Raw genomic sequence first — 14,663 nt, 5'->3', positions numbered from 1 at the left:
GGGAGGTGCGGGGCATGAGCGAATCGAACCTGTCGATCACCCCGCCCAATGCCGAAATCCGGCAATGGGCGATGTTCTGCCACCTCTCCGCGCTGCTGGGCCTGGTGGTGCCGCTCGGGCACCTGCTGGGCCCGCTGGTGCTGTGGCACCTCAAGCGTGAGCAAGACCCTTTCATCGACGCCCAGGGCAAAGAGGCGCTGAACTTTCAGATCAGCGTGACCATTGCCGGCTTCATCTGCTTCCTGCTGATGTTCGTGTTCATCGGGCTGGTGCTGTTCGCCATGCTGATGGTCGCGGTGATGATCCTGATCATCATTGCGGCGGTGCGGGCGAATGAGGGCAAGCCGTATCGCTACCCGATGATCTGGCGGCCGATCAAATAGCAATTGGGGCTGCAAAGCAGCCCCAATTGCGTTTAGATGGTCAACGTCCAGTCATAGTCGACGATCAGCGGCGCATGCTGGGAGAAGCGCGGCTGACGCGGCAGGCGGGCATTGCGTACGAAGCGGCGCAGGCCCGGGGTGAGGATCTGGTAGTCGAACCGGTAGCCCAGGTTGAGCATCTCGGCCTGCTCGTTGTCCGGCCACCAGCTGTACTGGTCGCCTTCACGGCTGACTTCGCGCAGGGCATCGACGTAACCCATCTCGCCAGTGATCGCATCCATCCAGGCGCGCTCCGGCGCCAGGAAGCCCGGCGACTGCTGGCTGTCACGCCAGTTCTTGATGTCGAGCTTCTGCTGCGCCACGTAGAACGAGCCGCAGTAGATGTACTCGCGACGCTTGCGACGCTGTTTGTCCAGGTATTTGGCGAAGTCGTCCATCAACTTGAACTTCTGGTTCAAGTCTTCGTCGCCGTTCATGCCCGAAGGCAGCAGCAGGCTGGCAATACTGACTTTGTCGAAATCTGCTTGCAGGTAACGCCCGTAGCGGTCGGCTGTCTCGAAGCCCAGGCCGGTGATGACTGCCTTGGGCTGCATGCGCGAATACAGGGCCACACCACCTTGGGCAGGCACCTCCGCGTCGCAGGCATAAAGGAAATAGCCATCGAGCTGGAAAGCTGGGTCATCGAGTTCAAAGGCCGAGGCGCGGGTATCCTGAAGGCAGATGACGTCGGCATTCTGGGCTTGCAGCCAGCTGAGCAAACCACGCTCGGCCGCAGCCTGAATGCCATTTACGTTCACACTGATGATCCGCATAAATGGCCCCAAAAATCTCGTGCGTGTATGATACCCGAGCTCAAACCATTTAGCTAAATCCGTGGTGTCCGGGACTATCCATGCAGCCGTATCAGCGCGACTTCATCCGTTTTGCCATCGATCGCGGGGTACTGCGTTTCGGTGAATTCACCCTGAAATCGGGGCGTACCAGCCCGTATTTCTTCAATGCCGGCCTGTTCAACACCGGTTCCGCCCTGGCCGAACTGGGGCGTTGCTATGCCGCAGCCATCGTCGACAGCAAGATCCCGTTCGATGTGCTGTTCGGCCCGGCCTACAAGGGTATCCCGCTGGCAGCGACGACTGCCGTGGCCCTTGCCGATCAGCATCAGCTCGACGTGCCATGGTGCTTCAACCGCAAGGAAGCCAAGGACCACGGCGAAGGCGGCAGCCTGGTCGGTGCACCGCTGGCCGGTGACGTGCTGATCATCGACGACGTGATCACCGCCGGTACCGCCATTCGTGAAGTCATGCAGATCATCAATGCCCAGCAGGCCAAGGCCGCCGGCGTGCTGATCGCGCTGAACCGCGAAGAGCGTGGCAATGGCGAGCTGTCGGCGATCCAGGAAGTGGAGCGCGACTTCGGTATCCCGGTGGTCAGCATCGTTTCGCTGACCCAGGTGCTGGAGTTCCTGGCCGATGACCCGCAGCTGAAGCAGCATCTGCCGGCTGTCGAGGCTTACCGGGCGCAGTACGGTATCTGATTCGAGGCCCGGAAATGAAAAAGGCGACCTTCGCATGAGGGTCGCCTTTTTTGTTTCACCTGTTCCGGCCTCTTCGCGGGTAAACCCGCTCCCACAGGATCTCCACAGCCCTCAAAGGCGGTGCTGTACCTGTGGGAGCGGGTTTACCCGCGAAGAGGCCGGAACAGGTTAACGATCAGCGCTGCTTGCGGTTGGTAATCAGGGTACCCACGCCGCTGTCGGTGAAGATCTCCAGCAGCACCGCATTCGGCACGCGGCCGTCGATGATGTGCGAGCTGTTCACACCGCCCTGCACCGCATCCAGCGCGCACTTGATCTTCGGCAGCATGCCGCCGTAGATGGTGCCGTCGGCGATCAGTTCGTTGACCTGCTCGGTGGTCAGGCCGGTCAGCACCTCGCCCTGCTTGTCCATCAGGCCGGCGATGTTGGTCAGCAGCATCAGCTTCTCGGCCTTCAGCGCCTCGGCTACCTTGCCCGCCACCAGGTCGGCGTTGATGTTGTACGACTCACCGTTGGCACCCACGCCGATCGGCGCGATCACCGGGATGAAGTCGCCCTTCACCAGCATGTTCAGCAGGTCGGTGTTCACGCTCACTACTTCGCCCACGTGGCCGATATCGATGATTTCCGGGGTGGTCATTTCGGGCGTCTGGCGGCTGACGGTCAGCTTGCGGGCGCGGATCAGCTCCGCGTCCTTGCCGGTCAGGCCGATGGCGCTGCCGCCGTGGCGGTTGATCAGGTTGACGATGTCCTTGTTGACCTGGCCACCCAGCACCATCTCCACCACGTCCATGGTCGCCGAGTCGGTGACGCGCATGCCGTCGATGAAGTGGCTTTCGATCGACAGGCGCTTGAGCAGGTCGCCGATTTGCGGGCCACCACCGTGGACCACCACCGGGTTGATGCCCACAGCCTTCATCAGCACGATGTCACGGGCGAAGCCGGTCTTGAGCTCCTCGCTTTCCATCGCGTTGCCGCCGTACTTGATCACCAGGGTCTTGCCGACAAAGCGGCGGATGTAAGGCAGTGCTTCGGACAAAACCTCGGCTACATGGGAAGCGGCATCGCGATCGAGGGTCATGCAGGGCTCCTGTAAGGAACAGATAGTCGGTCAGAACGGCAGTTGCAGCTCAGGCTCAACCCGCAGCAACTGAGTACGGAAAACATCCTTGATACGTTGCAATTCGGCGTCGCTGTCGGCCTCGAAGCGCAGCACCAGCACCGGGGTGGTGTTGGAGGCGCGAACCAGGCCCCAGCCGTGGGCATAATCCACCCGCACACCGTCGATGGTGGTCAGGTTGGCGTCGCCCCAGTCGGCGTCGCGTTGCAGTGCATCAATGATGCTGAATTTACCCTCGTCGGTCACATCAATATTGATTTCCGGCGTGGAAATATCGTTCGGGAAGGCGGCAAACAGGTTTTCGGCGCTCTGCCCGGTCTTGCTGAGGATCTCCAGCAGGCGCGCGGCGCTGTAGATGCCGTCGTCGAAACCGTACCAGCGTTCCTTGATGAAGATGTGACCGCTCATCTCGCCGGCCAGCAGCGAGCCAGTCTGTTTCATCTTCTTCTTGATCAGCGAGTGGCCGGTCTTCCACATCAGCGCGCGGCCGCCGTGCTGCTCGATCAGCGGGGTCAGGCGGCGGGTGCATTTGACGTCGAAGATGATCTCGGCACCCGGGTTGCGCGACAGCACGTCCTGGGCAAACAGCATCAGCAGGCGGTCGGGGTAGACGATGCTGCCGGTGTTGGTCACTACGCCGACGCGGTCGCCGTCACCGTCGAAGGCCAGGCCGATGTCGGCGCCGGTTTCCTTGACCTTGGCGATCAGGTCTTCGAGGTTTTCCGGCTTGCCCGGGTCCGGGTGGTGGTTGGGGAAGTTGCCATCGACCTCGCAGAACAGCGGGATCACTTCGCAGCCCAAGGCTTCGATCAGTTGCGGCGCAACCACGCCAGCGGCGCCATTGCCGCAGTCCACCACCACCTTGAGCTTCCTGGCCAGCTTCACGTCGTCGACGATCTGCTGGAAGTAGCGGTCGAGGATCTCGACCTTTTCCACGCGGCCTTCGGCCAGGGTCAGGTCATTGGTTTTCAGGCGGGTCAGCAGGGCCTGGATCTGTTTGTTGGCCAGGGTATCGCCGGCGATGACGATCTTGAAGCCGTTGTAGTCCGACGGGTTGTGGCTACCGGTCAGCATCACACCCGACTTGCCGGCCAGCACGTTGGCTGCGTAGTACAGCGCCGGGGTAGGCACCAGGCCGACGTCGCTGACCTGGCAGCCGGCATCGACCAGGCCCTTGATCAGCTGTTCGACCAGCATCGGGCCGGACAGGCGGCCGTCGCGGCCGACCGAAACCTGCGGTTCGCCTTGGGCCAGGGTCTGCGCGCCGATGGCGCGGCCGATCCAGTAGGCGGTTTCGGCGTGAAGGGTTTTGCCGACCACGCCGCGAATGTCATACGCGCGGAAAATGCTGTCTGGCAGTGCGGCGGGGACCAGGTGGGCCATGTCGTTCATCTCTGGAAGCTCCATTAGTCAAAGGCTTTCTGGGCAGGCGCAAACTGAACGCTTGGACGGTGGTTTCGCCAGAGAGTTCGCCATCCTTGGCCTGAACGGTCATTTCTCGGCTCAGTGGCTGCCGGAGTGGCCGAAGCCGCCAGCGCCGCGCTGGCTTTCATCGAACGCTTCGACGATGTCGAAATGGGCTTGTACCACCGGTACCAGCACCAGCTGGGCGATGCGCTCGCCAACGGCGATGGTGAACGGGGTGCTGCCGCGGTTCCAGCACGACACCATCAACTCGCCCTGGTAGTCCGAGTCGATCAGCCCGACCAGGTTGCCCAGCACGATGCCGTGCTTATGGCCCAGGCCCGAGCGCGGCAGGATCACCGCCGCCAGGCCCGGGTCGCCGATGTAGATCGACAGGCCGGTGGGAATCAGCAGGGTCTGGCCTGGCTCGAGGACGGTGTCCTCCTTGAGCAGGGCGCGCAGGTCCAGGCCGGCGGAGCCGGGGGTGGCGTACTGCGGCAGGGGGAATTCGGTGCCCAGGCGTGGGTCGAGGATCTTGGCTTGAAGAGCGTGCATGTAACTTATTGAACCTGATTGAGCCGTTCGGCGATGAAGGCGACCAGTTGCCGGGCGATCTTGCCCTTGCTGGTCTGCGCGAAGAGGGTCTGGTGCTGCTGGCGGTCGATCACGGTCAAGGCGTTTTCTTCGCTGTTGAAGCCGATGCTGGGGTTGGCCACATCATTGGCGACGATCAGGTCGAGGTTCTTGTCCTTGAGCTTGCGCGTGGCGTAATCGAGCAAGTGTTCGGTTTCGGCGGCGAAGCCGACGCTGAACGGGCGGTCGGCGCGGCCAGCGAGGGTGGCAAGGATATCGGGATTGCGCACCATCTGCAGCAGCATGCCGTCGCCGGTCGTAGGATCTTTCTTCAGTTTTTGCGTGGCAACGACTTCCGGGCGGTAGTCCGCGACCGCCGCCGAGGCGATGAACAGGTCGCACGGCATGGCCGCTTCACAGGCTGCGAGCATGTCCCGCGCGCTGACCACGTCGATACGGCTGACCCGGTCGGGGGTCGGCAGGTGCACAGGGCCGGTGACGAGGGTGACCCTAGCCCCGGCTTCGGCGGCCGCTTCGGCCAGGGCGAAGCCCATCTTGCCGGAGCTATGATTGGTGATGTAACGCACCGGGTCGATGTTTTCCTGGGTCGGGCCGGCGGTGATCAGCACGTGCTTGCCGGTCAGTGCCTGGCGCTTGAAGCTTTCCGCGGCACACCAGGCCAGGTCGGTGGCTTCGAGCATGCGGCCCAGGCCGACGTCGCCACAGGCCTGGCTGCCGGACGCCGGGCCGAACACCTGGATGCCACGGCTCTTGAGCAGTTCGAGGTTGGCCTGGGTGGCCGGGTCGCGCCACATGGCCTGGTTCATGGCCGGGGCCACGGCGACGGTAGCGTCGGTGGCCAGTACCAGGGTGGTCAGCAGGTCGTCGGCCATGCCTTGGGCCATGCGCGCCATGAGGTCGGCGGTGGCCGGGGCGATCAGCACCAGATCGGCCCACTTGGCCAGTTCGATATGGCCCATGGCCGCTTCGGCGGCAGGGTCGAGCAGGTCCATGTGCACCGGGTGGCCCGACAGCGCCTGCAGGGTCAGCGGGGTGATGAACTCTGCACCACCACGGGTCATGACGACGCGCACCTGCGCGCCGTGCTCCAGGAGTCGGCGAATCAGTTCGGCGCTTTTGTAGGCGGCAATGCCGCCACCCACGCCGAGAACGATGCGCTTGCGATACAGCCGCTGCATAGGCTTGCCTTTTTCCAGTGAGAGCGGGCGGCGACGTTTGGGAATGCCTGCGGCAGAACGTCGCATGTACGAGGCGAAATAGATTAACACAGGGCCGAAATGGGCCGCAGCAAGGGCAGAGGGGCGGGATGAATTTCAGGGAGTGGCCGGCTGAAGAGCGGCCGAGGGAGAAGTTGTTGCAGCGCGGGGCGGCAGCGCTGTCGGATGCCGAACTGCTCGCCGTGCTGTTGGGGTCGGGGGTTGCCGGGCGTAATGTGCTGGACCTTGCGCGGGGGCTGCTGGTGCGTTTTGGCGGGCTCAGGCAGTTTCTCGAGGCGGATCGCGAAGCTGTGTTGCGCGAGCCGGGCATCGGTGCTGTTAAATACGCGCAGCTACAGGCGCTTTTGGAGATTGGCCGGCGTTATCTGGATGAGAGCATCGAGCGCGCAACGGCTCTCGAAGGCCCGGCGGCGGTGCGGCGCTATCTCAAGGCCATGCTGCGGCATGAGGCCAGTGAAGTATTCGGTTGCCTGTTTCTGGATACCAAGCACCGGCCGTTGGCGTTCGAGATCCTGTTCAGGGGCACGATAGACCGGGCGAGCGTCTACCCGCGGGAGGTAGTGCGGCGGGCATTGCTGCACAACGCAGCGGCGTTGATCCTGTGCCACAACCATCCTTCAGGCAACAACGAGCCGAGCCAGGATGATGTGCATTTGACCTTGTCGTTGAAACGGGGGCTGGCGTTGATTGATGTGCGGGTGCTGGACCACATCATCATCGGTGACGGGGAGCCGCTGTCGATGGTCGAGCATGGGTGGATTGTGGCTTAGGCACTTGTGCTGCCTGTTCCGGCCTCTTCGCGGGCTTGCCCGCTCCCACAGGTATCGCACCAACCTTGAGTGTTGTGCCGTCCCTGTGGGAGCGGGTTTACCCGCGAAGAGGCCGGTGCAGGCTTACTTGGTCACTGACACCTTGCTGAAATCCAGCCGCCCGAACGGGCTCACCTGATACCCCTCCACCCCTTGGCGCAGCAGGGCCGCCGCCGTCGGGTGCGCCAGCGGCACCCACAGCGCCTGCTGCTGAATCAAGGTTTGCGCCTGCTGGTAAAGCCGGCTGCGCACACTCTGGTCGTTGGTGGTACGCCCGGCGCTGATCAACTGGTCCAGGCGGCTGTCGCAGAAACGTGCGAAGTTGGTCCCCGACTGCACCGCGGCGCAGGAAAACTGCGGGCTGAGGAAGTTGTCCGGGTCGCCGTTGTCACCTGCCCAACCCATGAACAGCAGGTCATGCTCGCCCGCCTTGGCACGGCGGATCAGCTCGCCCCACTCGATCACGCGGATCTCGGCCTTGATGCCAATCTTGGCCAGGTCGGCCTGCAGCATCTGCGCACCGAGGCTGGGGTTGGGGTTGAGCAGGCTGCCCGACGGGCGGGTCCAGATCGTGGTGCTGAAGCCTTCGGCCAGGCCGGCCTTGGCCAGCAGGGCCTTGGCTTTCTTCAGGTCCAGCGGGTAGCCGGGCAAGTCCTTGGCGTAGCTCCAGGTGTTGGGCGGGTAGGGGCCGTTGGCGGCTACCGCGGAGTCTTCGAACACGGCCTTCAGATAAGCCTGCCTGTCGAAGGCCAGGTTGATGGCCTGGCGCACTTCCGGCTTGTCCAGCGGTGGGTGCTGGCTGTTGATGGCGACGAAGGCGGTCATGAAGGCCGGGGTGGTGACCACCTTGAGGTTGCCGTCCTTGCCAGCTTCGGCGATGTCCAGCGGCTTGGGCGACAGGGCCACCTGGCACTCGCCGCGCTTGAGCTTCTGCAGGCGCACGTTGGCATCGGTAGTGATGGCGAAGATCAGCGGGTCGACCGCCGGCTTGCCGGCGAAGTAATCAGGGTTGGCGCGGTAGCGCACCAAGGCGTCCTTCTGGAAGCGCTGGAAGATGAACGGCCCGGTACCGACCGGCTGGCTGTTGAGTTTCTCCGGCGTGCCGGCCTTGAGTAGATCGTCGGCGTACTCGGCGGAGTAGATCGAGGCGAAGCCCATGCTCAGGGTGGCCAGGAACGTGGCGTCCGGGTGGTTGAGGGTGAAGCGCACGGTGTTCGGTGCCGGCGCCTCGATCGCCTTGATCAGGCTGCCCAGTTGCAGTGACTGGGCATGCGGATAGCCGCCCGGTGCGGTCTTGTGCCAGGCATGGGCGGGGTAGAGCATGCGCTGGAAGCTGAACAGCACATCGTCGGCATTCAGTGCGCGGCTTGGCTTGAAGTAGGTAGTGGTATGGAATTTCACGTCATCGCGCAGGGTGAAGTCGTAGACCAGGCCATCAGCCGATACCGTCCAGCTGGCCGCCAGGCTCGGCACCACCTTGCCTTGCGCTGCGTCGAACTCCACCAGGCGGTTCATCAGCACATCGGCCGTGGCGTTGGTGGTGGTCAGCGAGTTGTACTGCACCACGTCGAAGCCTTCGGGGCTGGCCTCGCTGCAGACACTCAGCGGGGCGGCCTGGGCAACGCCGGCGGCGAACAGGGCGCTTGCGGCGAACAAGGAGTTGAACAATAAGGAAAGGGCGGCAGCACGCATAGTGGCTCCTTGGCTGTCAGTGGCCCATCTGCCAGTGCAGTCTGGAAAAGGCCTACCCTAGTGTGCCCGTCGGGAAATGACCACACCCTTTTTTACAAAATTGGCGACGAGCGGTCGACGGCTGGCGGGGCCTGCCGCTATGCTGGCCGGGCGCGTCGGGGCTCGTGTCAATATTCATCTAATGTTGTTGCGGCCGAGTCTTTCTGGTATAAAGCAGCGCTCTTTTCTAGGGGCTCGGCCTGTCGCATCAGCGAATGCGGCCGATAAGACCTCCAGAATCACGGCGCCCAGGCGCCAAAGACTGAGAGATTAAGCGGCCAACCCATGCCGGGTTGGGCATGTGGTTTTAGAGGGCTGAGTCATGTCGAGAGTCTGTCAAGTTACTGGTAAGGGTCCAGTAACCGGGAACAACATTTCCCACGCAAACAACAAAACCCGTCGTCGTTTCCTGCCGAACCTGCAGCACCACCGTTTCTGGGTTGAATCCGAGAAGCGTTTCGTGCGTCTGCGCGTATCTGCCAAAGGCATGCGCGTCATTGACAAGCGTGGTATCGACGTAGTGCTGGCCGAGCTGCGTGCTCGCGGCGAAAAGTTCTAAGGAGAACGTCATGCGTGAATTGATCCGTCTGGTTTCGAGTGCTGGCACTGGCCACTTCTACACCACCGACAAGAACAAGCGCACCACTCCGGACAAAATCGAGATCAAGAAATACGATCCGGTTGTTCGCAAGCACGTGGTGTACAAGGAAGCCAAGATCAAGTAATTGATCGGCGACCTGAAAAAACCCGCATCCGAAAGGACGCGGGTTTTTTTTTTGCCTGCTCGGGCCTCTTCGCGGGCTTGCCCGCTCCCACAGGTACATCACAGCCCCTGAGACCAGTGAAATCCCTGTGGGAGCGGGCAAGCCCGCGAAGAGGCCGGCACAGCCTCAGATCATTTCTGCTCGAACATCACATAGATCTTGCGGCAAGGCTCCAGCACCTCCCAGGTGCCCTTGAACCCTGCCGGAATGACAAACCGGTCACCGGCACGCAAAGTCTTGGCCCCACCGTCCTGGTCGCGCAGCACCGAAACGCCCTGGACGATCTCGCAGTACTCATGCTCGGTGTAGTTCACCGTCCATTGCCCCACCTCGCCTTCCCACACGCCCGAGGCAAACTGCCCGCACGGGCTGGAATAATGGTTGTAGACCGCCTGGTCGGGCTCGCCCTTGAGGATTTTTTCCGCCGCCGGGCGGTAGCGTTCGGCCTCGGTAATGACCTGTGCGAAGTCGATGATGCTGTCGATGCTCATGGTGCGGCTCCTGTTGTTGTTTAATAAAATGCACATCAGTAGGCTTTTGAGCCTTCTGTGTCAAATATATTGATAGTTTACCCGGGCTGGTTTAGGGTATCGCTTGCCAGTGTGCGCTCGTCGCCCGGCCAGAATTCTGACAACGCCTGTGAGTCCTCAGTGCGGCGTTGCACCTAAACAAGAGGAGGAGTTTCGTATGACCACCCTGACTCGTGCGGACTGGGAACAACGTGCCCAGCAACTGAAGATCGAAGGCCGTGCCTTCATCAACGGCGAATACACCGATGCCGCATCCGGTGAAACCTTCGAGTGCCTGAGCCCGGTCGACGGACGCTTCCTGGCCAAGGTTGCCAGCTGTGACCTGGCCGATGCCAACCGCGCTGTGGAAAACGCCCGTGCCACCTTCAACTCCGGCGTGTGGTCGCAGCTGGCCCCGGCCAAGCGCAAGGCCAAGCTGATCCGCTTCGCCGACCTGCTGCGCAAGAACGTCGAAGAGCTGGCACTGCTGGAAACCCTGGACATGGGCAAGCCGATCGGCGACTCCTCCAGCATCGACATCCCGGGCGCGGCCAATGCCATCCACTGGACTGCCGAAGCCATCGACAAGGTCTACGACGAAGTCGCCCCGACCCCGCATGATCAGCTTGGCCTGGTTACCCGCGAAGCGGTGGGTGTGGTCGGTGCCATCGTACCGTGGAACTTCCCGCTGCTGATGGCCTGCTGGAAGCTTGGCCCGGCCCTGGCCACCGGTAACTCGGTAGTGCTCAAGCCGTCCGAAAAATCGCCGCTGACTGCCATTCGCATCGCCCAGCTGGCCATCGAAGCCGGTATCCCGGCTGGCGTGCTGAACGTGCTGCCAGGCTACGGCCACACCGTGGGCAAGGCCCTGGCCCTGCACATGGACGTCGACACCCTGGTGTTCACCGGTTCGACCAAGATCGCCAAGCAGCTGATGATCTATGCTGGCGAATCGAACATGAAGCGCATCTGGCTGGAAGCCGGTGGCAAGAGCCCGAACATCGTCTTCGCCGACGCCCCGGACCTGCAAGCTGCCGCAGAAGCTGCCGCTAGCGCCATCGCCTTCAACCAGGGCGAAGTGTGCACCGCAGGCTCGCGCCTGCTGGTCGAGCGTTCGATCAAGGATAAGTTCCTGCCAATGGTGGTCGAGGCCCTGAAGGGCTGGAAGCCAGGCAACCCGCTGGACCCACAGACCACTGTCGGTGCCCTGGTCGACACCCAACAGATGAACACTGTGCTGTCGTACATCGAAGCCGGCCACAAGGACGGCGCCAAGCTGCTGGCCGGTGGCAAGCGCACCCTGGAAGAGACCGGCGGCACCTATGTCGAGCCGACCATCTTCGACGGCGTGACCAACGCCATGCGCATTGCCCAGGAAGAAATCTTCGGCCCAGTGCTGTCGGTGATTGCCTTCGACACCGCTGAAGAGGCCGTCGCCATTGCCAACGACACGCCGTATGGCCTGGCCGCTGGCATCTGGACCTCGGACATCTCCAAGGCCCACAAGACCGCCCGTGCCGTGCGCGCTGGCAGTGTCTGGGTCAACCAGTACGACGGCGGCGACATGACCGCGCCGTTCGGTGGCTTCAAGCAGTCGGGCAACGGCCGTGACAAGTCGCTGCATGCGCTGGAGAAGTACACCGAGCTGAAGGCGACCTGGATCAAGCTGTAATCCCAGGGGGCCGCTTTGCGGCCCATTCGCGGCACAAGGCCGCTCCTACAGGGGCATGCGTTTCCCTGTAGGAGCGGCCTTGTGCCGCGAATGGGCTGCAAAGCAGCCCCAAGAACTCAAGAGGTCAAGGATGCGTTGGGGGACCTACTTCGCCGTACTGGCATCGGTGCTCAGTGTCGGGCTGGCGCTGGGCGTGAGCATGCCGCTGGTGTCCCTGCGTCTGGAAGCCTGGGGCTATGGCAGCTTCGCTATCGGCGTAATGGCCGCGATGCCGGCGCTGGGTGTGCTGGCAGGTGCCAGCCTGGCCAGCCGCCTGGCCGGCTGGGTCGGTGTGCCCTCGGCCATGCGCATATGCCTGTGGGGCGGCGCGCTGTCGATCGGCCTGGTGGCACTGCTGCCCAGCTACCCATTGTGGCTGCTGTTGCGGCTGATGATCGGCATGTCCCTGACCGTGGTGTTCATCCTCGGCGAAAGCTGGATCAACCAACTGGTGGTCGAGCAATGGCGTGGCCGCTTGGTGGCGCTGTATGGCAGCAGCTACGCCCTCAGCCAGCTGGCCGGCCCGCTGGTGCTGGGCTTTCTCGGCTCGGATGACGACTTCGGCTTCTGGGCCGCGACCGGCCTGCTGCTGTTGGCGCCGCTGATTCTCCTTGGGCGTGGTGGTGCGCCCAGTACAGAGGCCTGCAGCGTCACCTTCGGCGACCTGTTCGCCTTCTGCCGGCGTTTGCCGGTGATCGCCTGGGCCATTGCCCTGTTCGCCTCGTTCGAGGCGATGATCCTGACCTTGTTGCCGGTGTACTGCCTGCAGCAGGGCTTCAGCACCGAAATCGCCCTGTTCATGGTCAGTACCGTGGTGGTGGGCGACGCAGTGCTGCAGCTGCCCATTGGTGCGCTGGCCGACCATATGTCGCGGCGCACCCTGTTCACCGGCTGCGCGGTGACCTTGCTGTTGTCCAGCCTGGCGATTCCGCTGTTGTTGCACACGCCGGCGATCTGGCCGTTGTGGGTGTTGTTCGGCGCCAGTGCGGGGGGCTTGTTCACCTTGTCGCTGGTGCTGATCGGCGAGCGCTACCGCGATGATGAGCTGGTGCGGGCCAATGCCCATGTGGCGCAACTGTGGGGCATTGGCTGCCTGCTCGGGCCATTGTTGGCCGGGGCGGGGGGCCAGTGGATCAGCGGGCATGCGTTGCCGTTGCTGATGGCTGCGGGGGCTGCGGGGTTGGTGGTATTGACCCGGCGGCGCGGGGCCTTCGAGCCTGCTTCTGCCTGATGGATTTTTGAGGCCGCTTTGCGGCCCATCGCGACGCAAGGCCGCTACAACATCTTCTCCAGGCCAACCGCCTTGCTGATCCAGGCATTGAACCGCCGCCACATCCCGCCCGGTTCGGACGTGAGCATGCGCCGCCTGCCATTTTCCTCGGTTACCCACACCATCTGGTTACCCACCAGCGTCGGCTGGTAGCTCAAGGCCGGGGCCATGCCCTGTACCGCCAGCGCGCGGGTGTACTCGGCCAGCTCCGGGCTGTCCACCAGCACCCCGACCTCGGTATTCCACAACACCGAGCGCGGGTCGAAGTTGAACGAGCCGATGAAGGTCTTGCGCCGGTCGAACACGATCGCCTTGCTGTGCAGGCTCGAGTCCGAGCTGCCATGGAAGCTCACGCGGTGCCGGGCGCTCGGGTCGCCGGGTTGGCGGCGCAGCTCGTACAACTGCACGCCGTGCTCCAGCAGCGCTCGCCGATACGGCGCATAGCCACCATGCACGGCCGGCACGTCGGTGGCTTCCAGCGAGTTGGTCAGCAGCTTGACCGAGATGCCCGCGTCGGCGCTGTGGGTCAGGTACAGCAAGCCGGATTCGCCGGGTACGAAGTACGCCGATACCAGAATCAGCTCGTGTTGCACCATGCCCAGGTCTGGGGCCAGTTGCTGGGTCAGCAGTAGTTGCGGGTCCGGTTCGTCATCGGCCAGCACTTTACTCGGCGCATCCCACAGCGCCTGGGCATGGGCCCAGATCAGCTCGTTGCGCCACACATCCAGGCGCGGCTGCGACTGGTAGGCCATCAAGCGGTCATACAGGGCTTTGCGCTGGGTCCTGGCCTCGGCCAGCGACACTTCCAGGCGGTGGCGGCTGGCGCGCAGGTCACTGGCGTCCGGGTCACGCCAGAGGAAGTCGGTAATCGGCCGGCTCAGGGCGCTGTTCCAGTACTGGTCGAAACTGTGGCTGAGCTGTTCGGCCACCGGGCCGACGCCCAGCAAGTCGATGTCGGTGAAGTTGAGGTTGGGCTCGGCATCGAAATACTCATCGCCCAGGTTGCGCCCGCCGACGATGGCCATGCTGTTGTCCACCAGGAACAGCTTGTTGTGCATGCGTCGGTGCTGGCGCGACAGGTTGAACAGGCGGCCCACGGCGCGCGTCACGCCTGTGCTGCGGCCCAGGTGCAGCGGGTTGAACACGCGGATCTGGATGTTCGGGTGGGCATCGAGGGTGCCCATGATGACGTCCAGGCCGTCGCTGGTGGTGTCGTCGAGCAGGATGCGCACACGCACGCCACGGTCGGCTGCGCGCAGCAGTTCATGCACCAGGGCACGGGTGCTGAGGCCATCGTGGACGATGTAGTACTGCAGGTCGATGCTCGCCTGGGCGTTGCGGATCAGTTCGGCGCGGGCGCGGAACGCCTCGTTGCTGTTGGGCAGCAGGCGAAAGCCCGAGCGGCCGCCGTAGGGCGCGGCCTGGCGCAGTACCGAGCGGCCGAAGGCCGAGTCGTTGGCCGGCAGCGCCTGGCTGGTTTCGCGTGGCGTGCCGACGCTGGCACAGCCGGCAAGGCCGAGCAGTAGCACCAGCAGCAGAGGCAGGGCTCGCTGGAGTCTCAAGGGTGGATCGTCCTGTGCTGCAAAGGCTTAATGGGTTGGACCGTGGCGGGCGGCG

General features: G+C 63.3%; 14 protein-coding genes and 1 pseudogene. 7 read left to right on the top strand and 8 right to left on the bottom strand.

The window, feature by feature from the left end:
* Positions 1-14 precede the first annotated feature (14 nt).
* Positions 15-383, top strand: coding sequence for a DUF4870 domain-containing protein (locus A4C63_RS08080; RefSeq protein WP_003258195.1), 369 nt, complete (start codon positions 15-17; stop codon positions 381-383).
* Positions 384-415: 32 nt separating this feature from the next.
* Here A4C63_RS08080 and A4C63_RS08075 read toward each other — a convergent pair whose 3' ends face one another.
* Complete coding sequence (locus A4C63_RS08075) at positions 416-1,195, bottom strand: exodeoxyribonuclease III (protein WP_003253401.1); 780 nt, start codon at positions 1,193-1,195, stop codon at positions 416-418.
* Between the two features lie 80 nt (positions 1,196-1,275).
* Between A4C63_RS08075 and pyrE the strand changes: the two genes are divergently transcribed.
* Complete coding sequence (gene pyrE, locus A4C63_RS08070; RefSeq protein WP_003253405.1) at positions 1,276-1,917, top strand: orotate phosphoribosyltransferase; 642 nt, start codon at positions 1,276-1,278, stop codon at positions 1,915-1,917.
* A gap of 175 nt (positions 1,918-2,092) precedes the next feature.
* On the opposite strand, the gene argB is transcribed toward pyrE, so the two are convergent.
* From argB to coaBC, 4 genes and pseudogenes are all read right to left on the bottom strand, one after another.
* Positions 2,093-2,998: an acetylglutamate kinase gene (gene argB, locus A4C63_RS08065; protein WP_003258198.1), complete on the bottom strand. Its 906-nt coding sequence runs from the start codon at positions 2,996-2,998 to the stop codon at positions 2,093-2,095.
* Between the two features lie 30 nt (positions 2,999-3,028).
* Positions 3,029-4,396 (bottom strand): annotated as a pseudogene (locus tag A4C63_RS08060) (phosphomannomutase/phosphoglucomutase); the annotation flags it as partial.
* A 144-nt stretch (positions 4,397-4,540) separates the two neighbouring features.
* Entirely contained in the window at positions 4,541-4,996 is a 456-nt protein-coding gene (gene dut / locus A4C63_RS08055) for a dUTP diphosphatase (protein ID WP_063912230.1), read from the bottom strand.
* Between the two features lie 5 nt (positions 4,997-5,001).
* Positions 5,002-6,213 carry a bifunctional phosphopantothenoylcysteine decarboxylase/phosphopantothenate--cysteine ligase CoaBC gene (gene coaBC / locus A4C63_RS08050; RefSeq protein WP_012274821.1) on the bottom strand — a complete coding sequence of 404 codons (1,212 nt, stop codon included), beginning with the start codon at positions 6,211-6,213 and terminating at the stop codon, positions 5,002-5,004.
* Positions 6,214-6,341: 128 nt separating this feature from the next.
* Here coaBC and radC point away from each other — a divergent pair, with 128 nt between their 5' ends.
* Entirely contained in the window at positions 6,342-7,022 is a 681-nt protein-coding gene (gene radC, locus A4C63_RS08045) for a DNA repair protein RadC (RefSeq protein WP_063912229.1), read from the top strand.
* Between the two features lie 123 nt (positions 7,023-7,145).
* Here radC and A4C63_RS08040 read toward each other — a convergent pair whose 3' ends face one another.
* Positions 7,146-8,753, bottom strand: coding sequence for an ABC transporter substrate-binding protein (locus tag A4C63_RS08040; RefSeq protein ID WP_063912228.1), 1,608 nt, complete (start codon positions 8,751-8,753; stop codon positions 7,146-7,148).
* A 361-nt stretch (positions 8,754-9,114) separates the two neighbouring features.
* Between A4C63_RS08040 and rpmB the strand changes: the two genes are divergently transcribed.
* Together rpmB and rpmG are read left to right on the top strand one after the other, a co-directional pair.
* Entirely contained in the window at positions 9,115-9,351 is a 237-nt protein-coding gene (gene rpmB / locus A4C63_RS25420; protein ID WP_003258972.1) for a 50S ribosomal protein L28, read from the top strand.
* Between the two features lie 10 nt (positions 9,352-9,361).
* Positions 9,362-9,517: a 50S ribosomal protein L33 gene (rpmG, locus tag A4C63_RS08030; RefSeq protein ID WP_003253507.1), complete on the top strand. Its 156-nt coding sequence runs from the start codon at positions 9,362-9,364 to the stop codon at positions 9,515-9,517.
* A gap of 170 nt (positions 9,518-9,687) precedes the next feature.
* Here rpmG and A4C63_RS08025 read toward each other — a convergent pair whose 3' ends face one another.
* Positions 9,688-10,047: a cupin domain-containing protein gene (locus A4C63_RS08025; protein WP_063912226.1), complete on the bottom strand. Its 360-nt coding sequence runs from the start codon at positions 10,045-10,047 to the stop codon at positions 9,688-9,690.
* A 196-nt stretch (positions 10,048-10,243) separates the two neighbouring features.
* Here A4C63_RS08025 and A4C63_RS08020 point away from each other — a divergent pair, with 196 nt between their 5' ends.
* Positions 10,244-11,737 carry an aldehyde dehydrogenase gene (locus tag A4C63_RS08020; protein ID WP_063912225.1) on the top strand — a complete coding sequence of 498 codons (1,494 nt, stop codon included), beginning with the start codon at positions 10,244-10,246 and terminating at the stop codon, positions 11,735-11,737.
* 130 nt (positions 11,738-11,867) lie between these two features.
* On the top strand, positions 11,868-13,007 hold the full coding sequence (locus A4C63_RS08015; RefSeq protein ID WP_063912224.1) for an MFS transporter: 1,140 nt from the start codon (positions 11,868-11,870) through the stop codon (positions 13,005-13,007).
* 44 nt (positions 13,008-13,051) lie between these two features.
* Here the strand turns inward: A4C63_RS08015 and A4C63_RS08010 are convergent, their stop codons facing one another.
* Positions 13,052-14,608, bottom strand: a complete 1,557-nt coding sequence (locus A4C63_RS08010) for a phospholipase D family protein (RefSeq protein WP_063912223.1) — start codon at positions 14,606-14,608, stop codon at positions 13,052-13,054.
* Between the last annotated feature and the right edge of the window lie 55 nt (positions 14,609-14,663).

The organism is Pseudomonas sp. p21 (assembly GCF_001642705.1).
Lineage (GTDB): Bacteria > Pseudomonadota > Gammaproteobacteria > Pseudomonadales > Pseudomonadaceae > Aquipseudomonas.
The sequence above is the reverse complement of the archived record's forward strand: the minus strand, read 5'-3'. Positions and strand labels throughout refer to the sequence as shown.